Raw genomic sequence first — 12,296 nt, forward strand, 5'->3', positions numbered from 1 at the left:
CGTCGCGGTGATCTCTTTTAGGGGGCCGTGCGGCAAAGATGGAAACCATGGCTCAACCGCCCCCCACAGCAGCGGCCGCGACGAAGCGGCGACGGGTGCTCACCGCGCCTCCGGTGTGGCGTGAGCTTCTTCTGGTGGTGCTCTTCTACACCGCCTATACGCTGACGCGCATCATCCTGGTTCAGGACGGAACCGGGCCCGCGTTCGCGCACGCCGACCAGATCCTCGGCGTGGAGCGCTACCTGGGGCTGGACGTTGAGCTTCATCTGAATCAGACCCTGCTGTCGGTGCCCTGGCTGGCGCGCGGCGCGAACATCTTCTACGCCACGGCGCACTTCATCGTGACGCTCGGGGTCGTCGTCTGGCTGTACCGCTACCGGCCGGAGCACTACCGGTGGCTCCGCACGTCGATCATGACGGCCACCGGCGTGGCGCTGCTCGGCTTCTGGCTGTACCCGCTGGCCCCGCCGCGCTTCCTGCACAGCGAGGGCTTCGTCGACCCGGTGACCGCGCTGCACTCGCTCGGCCTGTACGCCAGCGACGCGTCCGGGACGCTCACCAACCAGTACGCGGCGATGCCGTCCATGCACGCCGGATGGTCGCTGTGGTGCGGGATCGTCCTGGTCAGGCTGGCGACGCAGAAGTGGGCCAAGGCGCTCGGCGCGCTGTACCCGGTCACGACCGTGTACGTGATCCTCTCCACCGCCAACCACTACGTGCTGGACGCGGTGGCCGGGTTCGCGCTGGTCGGCGGCGCGGCGTGGCTGTCGTGGGTCCTCTACGTGCGGCATCCCGAACCGGTCATCGTCGCGCGGGCCCGCATCGCCCACGCCATCACGAGCCGCGTCCGCCGCGACGCCGGAAAGCCGGCCCCCGGCCCCGCCGCCGCGGCCACCGGAGGCGCCGCCACGCGCTCCACGTACAACTCTGGTCGTACATCGCAGCCCGCCTAGGGCACGACACCCGTTCCGCCGCGCCTAGTCCGCGCCGTAGAAGACCCGGTCGACGACGGCTCGGGCGCGGCGGGCGTAACGGCGGTAGTCCTCCAGGAGGTCGCCCGCCGCCGGATAGCCGAGAACGCGGGCGACCGCGCTGCGCTCCCGGTGGTGATCGTTGGGCAGCAGGTCCGACGCGCGGCCCCGCACCAGCATGATCGAGCCGCGGATCCGGGTGGCGAGGCACCACGCCTCGGCGAGGACGGCGGCGTCCTCCGCGTCCAGCAGGCGGGCCTCGACGGCCGCGTCGAGCGCGTCCAGGGTGCGGGTCGTGCGCAGGCCCGGGACCTCGTGGGCGTGCTGGAGCTGGAGGAGCTGCGCGACCCATTCCACGTCCGCGAGGCCGCCGGGGCCGAGCTTGGTGTGCAGCCGCCGGTCGACGCCGCGCGGGAGCCGTTCGGACTCCATCCGCGCCTTCAGCCGCCGGATCTGCCGGACGGCGTCGTCGTCGATCCCGCCGTCCGGCCAGCGGACCGGGTCGATCAGCGCGCGGAACCGGTCGCGGAGCCCCTCGTCGCCGATCAGCGGGTCGGCGCGCAGCAGCGCCTGCGCCTCCCAGGGCTCCGACCAGCGGGCGTAGTAGGCGGCGTAGGACGCCAGCGTCCGCACGAGCGGCCCCTGCCGCCCCTCGGGACGCAGGTTCGGGTCGATCACCAGCGGCGGGTCGGGCGCGGGCAGCGAGAGCAGGCGGCGCAGCTCCTCGGCGACGGCGTGCGCGGCGCGTCCGGCGGCCCGCTCGTCCGCGCCCGGCTCCGGGTTGTGGACGAACATGACGTCGGCGTCGCTGCCGTAGCCGAGCTCGTGCCCGCCGAACCGGCCCATCGCCACGACCGCCAGCCGCGTCGGCAGCGGCTTCCGCGTCTCGGTCTCGATCTTGCCGGTGGCGGCCTGGAGCGCGGCCTCGACGGTGACGGTGGCGATGCCGGTGAGGGCGTCCCCGACCGTCCGGACGTCGGCGAGGCCGAGCAGGTCGGCGACCGCCACGCGGAACAGCTCCCGGCGGCGCTGCGCCCGCACCGCCGCGGCCGCCTCCTCGGCGGGCCCGCGCCCCTCGGCGTACCGGCGGACCGCCGCCTGCGCCTCCGTGCGCAGCGCCTCGATCGGGCGCGGGGCGAGGCCGGAGTCGCTGCCGAGCAGCGCGACCGCCTCGGGCGCGCGCAGCAGCAGGTCGGTGGCGTAGCGGCTGGAGCCGAGGATCCACGCCATCCGCTCGGCGACGGTCACCTCGTCCCGCAGCAGCCGCAGGTACCAGGGGGTGGTGCCGAGCGCGTCGCTGACCTGCCGGAACCCGAGCAGCCCTGCGTCGGGGTCGGGGGCGTCGGCGAACCAGCCGAGCATGACCGGCAGCAGCGTCCGCTGGATCGCGGCGCGCCGGGACACGCCGGAGGTGAGCGCCTCGATATGGCGGAGCGCGCCCGCCGGGTCGGCGAAGCCGAGCGCCTCCAGCCGCGCGCCCGCCGCCGCCGGGGTGAGCCGCGCCTCCTCACCGGGCAGCCGCGCCACCGCCAGCAGCAGCGGCCGGTAGAACAGCTTCTCGTGGATGCGGCGGACCTCCCGCGCGTGCCGCCGCCACTGCTCGGTGAACGCCCTGACCGGGTCGGGACGCAGGCCGAGGGCGCGGCCGAGGCGGCGCAGGCCGTCCTCGTCGTCCGGGACGAGATGCGTCCGCCGCAGCCGGTGCAGCTGGACGAGATGCTCCACGCGCCGCAGGAACCGGTACGCCGACGACAGCGCCGCCGCGTCGTCGCGCCCCACATAGCCGCCCCGCGACAGGTCGTCGAGCGCGTCGAGGGTGGCGCGGGCGCGGAGCGTCTCGTCGGACCGGCCGTGGACGAGCTGCAGCAGCTGCACCGCGAACTCCACGTCCCGGAGCCCGCCCGGGCCGAGCTTGAGCTGCCGTTCGGAGTCGGCGGTGCGCTCGTTCAGGTCGGCCTCGACGCGGCGGCGCATCGCCTGGACGTCCTCGACGAAGCTCTCCCCCTCCGCCGCGTCCCACACGATCGGGGTGATCATGTCGAGGTAGCGGGCGCCGAGTTCGGCGTCGCCCGCGACGGGACGGGCCTTCAGCAGCGCCTGGAACTCCCAGGTCTTGGCCCAGCGCTCGTAGTAGGCGCGGTGGCTGGCGAGGGTCCGCACGAGCGGGCCCGCCTTGCCCTCCGGGCGCAGCGCCGCGTCCACCTCCCAGAGCGCGCCCTCCTCGGTGCTGGCCGAGCAGGCCCGCATCATCGCCGACGCCAGCCGCGTCGCCGTGCGCAGGGCCCGGTCCTCGCTCTCGCCCTCCCGGGCCTCGGCCACGAAGATCACGTCGACGTCGCTGACGTAGTTCAGCTCCCGCCCGCCGCACTTGCCCATGCCGATCACGGCGAGGCGGCACGTGCCGTGCCCGGGGACGTCGGCGCGCGCGATCGCGAGGCCCGCCTCCAGCGCCGCGGCGGCGAGGTCGGCCAGCTCGGCGGCGACGTCGGCGACGTCCGCGCGGCCGGTGAGGTCGCGTCCCGCCAGCGCGAGGAGCCGCCTGCGGTACGCGACGCGCAGCGCGAGGAGGGTCTCGCGGCCGGACCCGGACGCCACCGGCTCCCCCGCGCCCGGATCGGCGCCGACGGCGGCCAGCAGATCATCGCGGGGGCTCCCGTCCGGGGTCTCCTCGTCGCGCAGGACCCGCCAGTGCTCCGGATGCCGGACGAGCTGGTCGCCGAGCGCGGCGCTCACCCCGAGGACGGCGATGATCCGCTCCCGCGTCCCCGGCTCCCCGGCCAACGCCTCGCGCAGCTCGTCCCCGACGCCCTTCCCGTCGGCGGACGGGAGCAGCCGGAGCAGCCCGTCCAGCGCGAGGTCGGGGTCGGCGGTGCCGCCGAGGGCGTCGAGAAGATCGTCGCCGGGACGGGCGGCCGAGCCCTGCTCGGCGTCCAGGAGGAGCCGCTCGGCGCGGGCGGCGTCGGTGAAGCCGAGCCGCGCCAGGCGTCCCGCGAGGGACGAGCGGCGCTCGGGAGTGCGGGACTCGGTCACGGACTCCACCGTAATCCGGGACCCCGCCTAGAGGACGGCCAGGAGCCGCTTCCGCTCGAACTCGGTCACCTGGCGCCGGTAGTCCTCCCATTCCTGCCGCTTGTTCCGCAGGAAGAAGTCGAAGACGTGCTCGCCCAGGATGTCGGCCACCAGCTCGCTGCGCTCCATCGCGTGGATCGCCTCGTCCAGGTCCTGCGGGAGCGGTTCGATGCCGAGAGCCCGCCGCTCGGCGACGGTGAGCGCCCACACGTCGTCCTCAGCGCCCGGCGGCAGCTCGTAGCCCTCCTCGATGCCCTTCAGCCCGGCGCCGAGGATCGCCGCGAACGCCAGGTACGGGTTCGCCGCCGTGTCCAGCGACCGGAACTCGATGCGCGTCGAGTGGCCCTTGTGCGGCTTGTACATCGGGACGCGGACGAGCGCCGACCGGTTGTTGTGCCCCCAGCAGATGTAGGACGGCGCCTCTCCCCCGGCCCCGGCGGCGGACCCGACGTTGCCCCACAGCCGCTTGTAGGAGTTGACGAACTGGTTGCACACCGCCGTGATCTCCGACGAGTGACGCAGGAGCCCGGCGATGAACGCCCGCCCGACCTTGGACAGCTTGTACTCCGCGCCCGGCTCGTAGAACGCGTTGCGGTCGCCCTCGAACAGCGACATGTGCGTGTGCATGCCGGACCCGGGATGCTCGGTGAACGGCTTCGGCATGAAGGACGCGTGCACCCCCTGCTCCAGCGCGACCTCCTTCATCACCAGCCGGAACGTCATGATGTTGTCGGCGGTGGTGAGCGCGTCGGCGTAGCGCAGGTCGATCTCCTGCTGGCCGGGGGCGCCCTCGTGGTGGCTGAACTCCACCGAGATGCCCATCGCCTCCAGCATCGTGATCGCGTTGCGGCGGAAGTCGTGCGCGGCGCTGTGCGGGGTGTGGTCGAAGTAGCCGCCCGCGTCGGCCGGCTCGGGCGCGCGGCCGTCCTCCGGCTTGTCGTTGAGCAGGAAGAATTCGATCTCGGGATGGGTGTAGAAGGTGAAGCCGAGGTCGGCGGCGCGGGCGAGGGCCCGCTTGAGGACGTAGCGGGGGTCGGCGAAGCTCGGCGTCCCGTCCGGCATGAGGATGTCGCAGAACATGCGGCCCACGCCCGGCGACTCCGACCGCCAGGGCAGCACCTGGAACGTGGACGGGTCCGGCTTGGCGATCATGTCGGCCTCGTATACCCGGGCGAAGCCCTCGATCGCCGACCCGTCGAAGCCGATCCCCTCGCCGAAGGCGCCCTCCAGCTCGGCCGGGGCGACGGCCACCGACTTCAGGAACCCGAGCACGTCGGTGAACCACAGCCGGATGAAGCGGATGTCGCGCTCCTCCAGCGTGCGCAGCACGAACTCCTGCTGACGGTCCAAGTCCCACTCCCCTCGGTACTGCCTGCCGCTACGTCCTACGTGGAAGTATGCCGCGCCGCTGTTACCGCGACGTTACGCGCGCGGGTTCCATCGAAACGTTCCCGCTGAGCGGAACATATCCGACTTATTCGGCCTCTCCGACCCGTGCCGCCGCCGGATCGAGGACGCGGGACAGGAACGTCCGGGTCCGCTCGTGGGACGGGTCGTCGATCACCCGCGCGGGCGGGCCCTCCTCGACGACCGCGCCGGCGTCCATGAACACGACCCGGTCGGCGACCTCGCGCGCGAAGCTCATCTCGTGGGTGACGACGAGCATGGTCATCCCCTGCTCCGCCAGCCCGCGCATGACGCCGAGGACGTCGCCGACCAGCTCCGGGTCCAGGGCGGACGTCGGCTCGTCGAACAGCATCACCTCGGGCCCCATGGCGAGGGCCCGGGCGATCGCGACGCGCTGCTGCTGCCCGCCCGACAGCTGCGCCGGATAGGAGCCGACCTTGTCGGCGAGCCCGACGCGCTCCAGGTTCTCCCTGGCGATCCGCTCGGCCTCCGCCCTGTCCCGCTTCAGCACCTTCCGCTGCGCGATCATGACGTTGCCGAGGGCGGTGAGGTGCGGGAACAGGTTGAACGACTGGAACACCATGCCGATCCGGCGGCGGACGGCGTCGATGTCGGCGTCGGGGTCGGTGACGTCCACGCCGGCGACCTCGACCGTCCCGGCCGTCGGCTCCTCCAGCAGGTTCACGCAGCGCAGCAGCGTCGACTTGCCCGACCCGGACGGGCCGATCACGCAGACGACCTCGCCCGGCTCGACGCGGAAGTCGATGCCGCGCAGCACCTCGTTCGCCCCGAACGACTTGCGCAGCCCGCGGATCTCGATCGCGCCGCGCCCTTCCGGCGCCTTCTCCGTACCCGTCACCGCTGCCCCCTGGCCTGCCGTGCCTCCAGCCGCCGGGCCAGCAGGCTCAGCGGGATCGTGATGAGCAGATAGCAGATGCCGGCCACGATGATCGGGGTCGTGTTGCCGACCTGCCCCGCCAGGTCGCGGCCGAACTTGGTGAGCTCCCGCTCCTCCAGCGTGATGCCGAGGAACAGCACGAGCGAGGAGTCCTTGCAGAGCAGCACCAGCTGGTTGGTGAGCGGCGGGATGATGATCCGGAACGCCTGCGGGATGATGATCGACCACATCGCGCGCGGATACGACATGCCGAGCGACCGCGCCGCCTCCATCTGCCCCTTCGGGACCGCGACGATCCCGGCCCGGATCGTCTCGGCCATGTACGCGGCGGCGGCGAGGCCGAGCGAGAGGCCCGCCTGCCCCACCGCGCCGCCGGGGATGTTCGTGCCGGGGAACGCCAGCGGCACGCCCACGCCCACGAAGATGAAGATCAGCAGCAGCGGCAGGCCGCGGAAGACCTCGATGTAGGCGGTGGCGAACGCCCGGTACGGCGGGACGGACGACAGCCGCATCAGCGCGATGAGGAGCCCGCCGCCGAGGCCGAGCCCGAACCCGACCGCCGTGTAGACGGCCGTGTTGCGGAGCCCGACCGTGATCACCTCGGGGAACAGGCCCTTGGCGATGTCCCAGTTCGCGAAGTTGTGCTGCAGCGTGCTCCAGTCGGCCAGCACGATCACCAGTACGACGACCACGATGACCAGCCCGTACTGGCCGCCGAGCGAGAGCTGCCGGCGGCGGCGCCGGGACATCCCGCCCGGCGCCGCCGCCTTCGCCGGCTCGGCCGTCACGATCCGCTGCCGCCCGCCGCCGGGGGCATGGGGCCGATCCACTTCTCGTAGATCCGTTTGTAGGTGCCGTCCGCCTTCGCCTGCGCGATCACCTCGTTGGTCATCTTGACCAGCTCGGGGTTGTGGCCCTTGCGCATCCACATGCCGTACTGCTCGCCCGTGTTCAGGTTCGCGACGAGCTCGTACGCGGCGTTCGCCGGGTCCTTCAGCCAGCCCCGGACGACCGGGTCGTCCTGGACGATCACGTCGACCTGGCCGGTGCGCAGCCCGTCCAGCTCGGCGGTGGAGTTGTCGAACGAGCGCGGGTCGAGGCCCTTGCCGCGGACGAAGTCCTCGCCGGTGGTGCCCGCCTGGGAGCCGAGCTTGAGTTTCTTGGCCTTGACGTCGTCCAGCGAGGTGATCCCGCTGCCCTTCTTCGCCATCAGCGACTGCGTCGCGTCGAAATAGGGGGCGGAGACGTCCATGAACTTCACGCGGTCCGGCTTGATGGTCATCCCGCCCATCTGGATGTCGCATTTGCCGGCGTTCAGGGCCGAGCCCGTCTTCATGGTCTCGAACGGCGTGTCCACGATTTTCTGGGTGACGCCGAGCTTCTTCGCGACGAGGTCGATGATGTCGACGTCGAAGCCGACGACCTTGCCGCTCTTCTTGTCCTCGAACTGGAACGGCGGGTACGGCAGGTGCGTGCAGGACGTCAGCGCCCCCTTCTCGATGAGCTTCACACCCTGCACGGTGGCGCCCTCCTCACCGCCGCACGCCGTCGCCGTCAATGCCAGGGCGGCCGCGAGCCCGGCGCCCAGTGCCCAACGCGTTGTTCGTCTGGACACGTTTCCTCCTGTGGGAGCGATTGGGAGCGTTTTGCTCGACGGTCGAACTATCCCACGCCGTGCGGCGGGTCCGCCCATGACCGTCCCCGCATATCCGTTTCCCGAAAATTGACGTGGCGCTGAGGCCGGTCCGGCGAAGTGATCATTAGCGTGGGCCGGGTCGTGGACATCTCACTTCTGCTCTCGATGACCGACCGGGTGCCCGCGCTGGCGACCCCGTCGGCGATGCATCCTGAGTCGTGGCGGCTGGGCGCGCAGGTGGAGACCTGGGCGCGCGGCCGCGGGCTGGTGCTCGGAGATCCGGACACCTCGCCGCTCGGCCGGGCCCGCTGCGAGCGGCTCGCCGCCCGCGTGTTCCCGGCCGCCGACCTCGCCGCGGTCGAGCTGTTCGCCCGCTGGCTGACCTGGACGCTCGCGCTGGACGACACGCTGGACCAGCCGCCGCTCGCCGACAGCGGCAGCGCCGTCCACGCGATGTACGACGACCTGCTGCGCGCGATGCGGCGCGGCCACGCCCGGCCGGGCGCCCGCCCGCTGGAGGCGGCGCTGGTGGAGCTGTGGCAGGCCACGTCCGGCGCCATGAGCCGCGAATGGCGCCGCCGGTTCATGCTGCAGCTGGAGGCGCACCGCGACGGCTGCGCCGAGGAGTCGGTCAACCGCCGGATCAGGCACGTCCCGGACGAGGCGCAGTACGCGCCGCTGCGCCGCCGCGCGTGCGGGCCGTTCCTGTACGACCTGGTCGAGCCGGTCCTCGGTGTCGAGCTCCCGGCGCGGCTGCTGCGGACGCCGCGGTGGAAGACGCTCGCGCACAGCGTCGCCGACGTCGTGGCCTGGTCGAACGACGTGGCGTCGCACGAGCTGGAGTCGGCGCGCGGGGACGTCCACTGCCTGCCCGCCGTGCTCGCCCGCGCGCACGGCCTCGACCCGGTGCGGTCCGCCGGGCTGATCGCCGACATGGTCGCCGAGAAGATCGCCGACCGGATTGGCGACGCCTGGCGCGCCGCCCGCGCCCTGCCCGAGATGCTCGACCGGCTGGAGCTCACCGTGGCGCAGCGCTCCGCCGCCGCGCGGGTCGTCAAGGTCCTGCTGGCCACGCCGCGCGCGCACATGGACTGGCTCGCCGAGTCGGGGCGCTACATCGAGTTCCGCTCCTCATCGAGCGCCGCGGCGCCCCCGCCGCCGGGGATCGCGATCCGCTCGCTGCACCGCTCCCTCTCGCACTGACGCCTCGCCGGGCGCCGGTCAGCTCTGCGCGAGGGCGTCGCCGGCCGGGGTGCGGACGTAGAGGACGCGGCGGCCCATCCGGTGCCCGGTGACGAGGCCGCAGGCGCGCAGGACGCCGAGGTGCTGGCTGACCGCCCCGGCCGTCACGTCCATCCGCCGCGCCAGCTCCGTCGTCGAGGCGGGCGTCGCGAGGGCGGTGAGCAGCTCGGCGCGGCGGCGGCCGATGAGCGCGGCGAGCGCGTCCTTGCGGTCCCCGGCCGCGGGTCCCGTCTCCCAGAGGGTCGCCACGCCGTTCGGCGGGTAGCTGAGCATGGCCTGGTAGGGCGGCACCATCACCGACACGTTCGGCCACACGAACACGCTCGGGACGAGCATGAGGCCGCGCCCGGCGAGGCCGCCGCGGAAACTCCAGCGCCGGTCGACGTGGAGCGTTCCCGACCGCCAGGACACCGCGTCGTGCAGGTCGCCGAACACGCCGGCGGCGCCCTCGACGGCGAGCGCGTTCGTGCGGCGCAGGACGTCGCCCTCCAGCAGGTCCCGGATGCGCGGCCAGAACGGCTCCACGGCCACGGCCCAGTAGCGTTCGAGCAGGTCGACGAGCGTTTGCAGGGTGCGCTCCGGGTCGGCGGCCATCAGCAGGCGCGTCCGCGAGGGCGGGGCGCCGCCTTCGGTGAAGAGCAGCTCGGCGGCGACGGCCTCGGGCGGCGTGGCCCGGACGATGTCGAGCTCGGCGTCCAGATCGGGCAGCGGGCCGACCGGCGGCGGGGTGAGGAAGTCGGGGTAGTACCCGGCGGGCGGGACGACCTCGCGCAGCGGCTCGATGCCGAGCCCGCGCAGCCGCGGCCGGACGGCGTGCACCCAGGGCAGGTGCAGCGCGTGCCCGGACGGGTCGGCGAGCACCCGCAGGCTGCGGACCATCTCGCAGAGCGGGGAGAACGCGAACCTGACCCGCGCCACGTCGTCCGGCGTGAACACGAACTCGATCATTTAGTCGAGGCTAAAGGATTACCGGGCCGGACGCGGAGCCGCCACCATCGTGAAAGTGACGACACTGGAAGACACTCCTGTCGCCCCTTCATCGGGCAGGCTCGCGGCCTTCTTCGGCCCCCGGGTCGGCGGGCTCCCCCGCGTGTTCTGGGCGCTCTGGACTGGAACGCTCCTGAACCGTCTCGGCACCATGGTCCAGCCGTTCCTGGGCCTCTACCTGACGACCGTCCGCGGGCTGTCGCTCGGGGAGGCGGGCCTGGTCATGGCGACCCTCGGCGCGGGCTCGCTCGGCGGGACGCTCGCGGGCGGCGCGCTCGCCGACCGGATCGGCCGCCGCGCCACGCTGACGCTCGCCACCGTCGGCAGCGGCGTGAGCCTCCTCGCGCTCGGCTATGCCCAGGGAATCCTCGCGATCGTCGCGGCGGCGCTGCTGGTCGGCATGCTGCTGGACATGCACCGGCCCGCCGCGCAGGCGATGATCGCCGACATCATCTCCCCGCGGGACCGCCCGCGCGCGTTCGGGCTGCTGTTCTGGGCGATCAACCTCGGCTGGGCCATCGCGATGGTGGTCGGCGGGGCGCTCGCGCAGCAGGGCTTCCTGTGGCTGTTCTGGATCGACGCGCTGACCTGCACCGGGTTCGGGCTGCTGGTGTGGCGGATGATCCCGGAGACCCGCGCCCGCGAGCACGGCGGCGCGGGCGTGCTCACGGGGTTCGGCGAGGTGCTGCGCGACCGGGTGATGGTCGGCTACTCGCTGATCTGCCTCGCCTACATCTTCGTGATCATGCAGGGCATGACGACGATGCCGCTGGCGATGAAGGAGGACGGCCTCGGCCCGCGCGACTACGGCCTCGCCATCGCCGCCAACGGGGTGCTGATCATCATCGTCCAGCCGCTGGTGAACGCGTGGCTCGCCCGGCGGGACCACAGCCTGGTCATGGTGGCGGGCTTCGTCCTGGTCGGCATCGGGTACGGGCTCACCTCCCTCGCCTCGTCGCTCGCCACCTACACCGCGACGATCCTGGTGTGGACGCTCGGAGAGATCACCGCGGCGGCCGTGCTGCAGGCCGTCGTCGCCGACCTCGCCCCGGCCCACCTGCGCGGCCGCTACGGCGGCCTCTACGGAATGGCGTGGTCCGGAGGCTTCCTCCTGGCGCCGCTCGGCGGGACGCAACTGCTCGCCATCGGCGGAGGCCCCACGCTGTGGCTGACCTGCATGGGCCTGACCTTCGCCGCCGCGGCCGCGCTGCTCGCGCTCGCGCCCGCGATCCGCCGCCGCCACGACGCTGTGCTGAACGCCACCTTTTCGTCAGAGTGACGAAACTAGCCCGGCGGACTTATCCTTGACGGGTGGCACAGCTCAGGATCGCGCTCGCGCAGGTGAACTCGACCGTCGGCGACCTCGACGGCAACGCCGGCACAGTCGTGGAATGGGCCCGGCGCGCCGCCGACGCGGGCGCGCACCTGGTCGCCTTCCCCGAGATGATGCTGACCGGCTACCCGGTGGAGGACCTCGCGCTCCGCGCGTCCTTCGTCGGGGCGTCCCAGGCGGCCCTCGAACGCCTCGCCCGGCGGCTCGCCGACGAGGGCCTCGGCGACCTGCCCGTCATCGTCGGCTACCTCGACCGGCGGACGGTCGGGCTCGTCCGCCCCGGCCAGCCCCCGGGCGCGCCGCTGGACGCCGCCGCGTGGCTGCACGGCGGCGAGGTGCTGGTCCGCTCGGCCAAGCACCACCTCCCGAACTACGGCGTCTTCGACGAGTACCGGATCTTCGTGCGCGGCGACCGGCTGCCCGTCGTCCGCGTCCACGGCGTCGACGTCGCCACCGCCATCTGCGAGGACCTCTGGCAGGACGGCGGCCCGGTCAGCGTCGCTGGGGCCGCCGGCGCCGGGCTGCTCCTGTCCATCAACGCCTCCCCCTACGAGCGCGACAAGGACGACACCCGCCTCGACCTGTGCGCCCGCCGCGCCCGCGAGGCCGGCTGCGCACTCGCCTACGTCAACCTCGTCGGCGGCCAGGACGAGCTGGTCTTCGACGGCGACTCGGTCATCGTCGGCCCCGACGGGTCGCTCCTCGCCCGCGCCCCCCAGTTCACCGAGCACCTCCTCGTCGCCGACCTCGCGC

At 73.0% G+C, this 12,296-nt stretch carries 10 protein-coding genes; 4 read left to right on the forward strand and 6 right to left on the reverse strand.

The features are described 5' to 3' along the window. The first annotated feature begins 47 nt into the window (after window positions 1-47). Entirely contained in the window at window positions 48-953 is a 906-nt protein-coding gene (locus E1264_RS16135) for a phosphatase PAP2 family protein (protein ID WP_243710961.1), read from the forward strand. Between the two features lie 24 nt (window positions 954-977). On the opposite strand, the gene E1264_RS16140 is transcribed toward E1264_RS16135, so the two are convergent. The 5 genes from E1264_RS16140 to E1264_RS16160 all read right to left on the reverse strand — a co-directional run bounded on the left by E1264_RS16140 (window position 978) and on the right by E1264_RS16160 (window position 7,960). Beyond that, window positions 978-4,001 (reverse strand): bifunctional [glutamine synthetase] adenylyltransferase/[glutamine synthetase]-adenylyl-L-tyrosine phosphorylase, encoded by a 3,024-nt coding sequence (locus E1264_RS16140; protein ID WP_132174221.1) that lies wholly within the window; start codon window positions 3,999-4,001, stop codon window positions 978-980. A gap of 27 nt (window positions 4,002-4,028) precedes the next feature. Continuing rightward, window positions 4,029-5,390 carry a type I glutamate--ammonia ligase gene (gene glnA / locus E1264_RS16145; protein WP_132174223.1) on the reverse strand — a complete coding sequence of 454 codons (1,362 nt, stop codon included), beginning with the start codon at window positions 5,388-5,390 and terminating at the stop codon, window positions 4,029-4,031. A gap of 124 nt (window positions 5,391-5,514) precedes the next feature. Next, window positions 5,515-6,306: an amino acid ABC transporter ATP-binding protein gene (locus E1264_RS16150; RefSeq protein ID WP_132174225.1), complete on the reverse strand. Its 792-nt coding sequence runs from the start codon at window positions 6,304-6,306 to the stop codon at window positions 5,515-5,517. Further along, window positions 6,303-7,175, reverse strand: a complete 873-nt coding sequence (locus tag E1264_RS16155; RefSeq protein WP_243710962.1) for an amino acid ABC transporter permease — start codon at window positions 7,173-7,175, stop codon at window positions 6,303-6,305. The genes E1264_RS16150 and E1264_RS16155 overlap by 4 nt, the downstream gene beginning before the upstream one ends. Further along, window positions 7,130-7,960, reverse strand: a complete 831-nt coding sequence (locus E1264_RS16160) for a transporter substrate-binding domain-containing protein (protein ID WP_243710963.1) — start codon at window positions 7,958-7,960, stop codon at window positions 7,130-7,132. The genes E1264_RS16155 and E1264_RS16160 overlap by 46 nt, the downstream gene beginning before the upstream one ends. Window positions 7,961-8,122: 162 nt before the next feature. Between E1264_RS16160 and E1264_RS16165 the strand changes: the two genes are divergently transcribed. Continuing rightward, the gene (locus E1264_RS16165) at window positions 8,123-9,184 is read left to right on the forward strand and encodes a terpene synthase family protein (RefSeq protein ID WP_207935949.1); all 1,062 of its coding nucleotides are present in this window, start codon (window positions 8,123-8,125) and stop codon (window positions 9,182-9,184) included. Window positions 9,185-9,202: 18 nt separating this feature from the next. On the opposite strand, the gene E1264_RS16170 is transcribed toward E1264_RS16165, so the two are convergent. Continuing rightward, window positions 9,203-10,171, reverse strand: coding sequence for a DUF5937 family protein (locus tag E1264_RS16170; RefSeq protein WP_132174229.1), 969 nt, complete (start codon window positions 10,169-10,171; stop codon window positions 9,203-9,205). A gap of 55 nt (window positions 10,172-10,226) precedes the next feature. On the opposite strand from E1264_RS16170, the gene E1264_RS16175 reads away from it, so the two are divergent. Beyond that, entirely contained in the window at window positions 10,227-11,489 is a 1,263-nt protein-coding gene (locus E1264_RS16175; RefSeq protein ID WP_347813398.1) for an MFS transporter, read from the forward strand. 32 nt (window positions 11,490-11,521) lie between these two features. Then, window positions 11,522-12,296, forward strand: a 775-nt coding sequence (locus tag E1264_RS16180; protein WP_279490837.1) for a nitrilase-related carbon-nitrogen hydrolase, incomplete at its 3' end; no start/stop codon positions are given.

The sequence above is a fragment of the Actinomadura sp. KC216 genome (assembly GCF_004348535.1).
GTDB lineage: Bacteria > Actinomycetota > Actinomycetes > Streptosporangiales > Streptosporangiaceae > Spirillospora.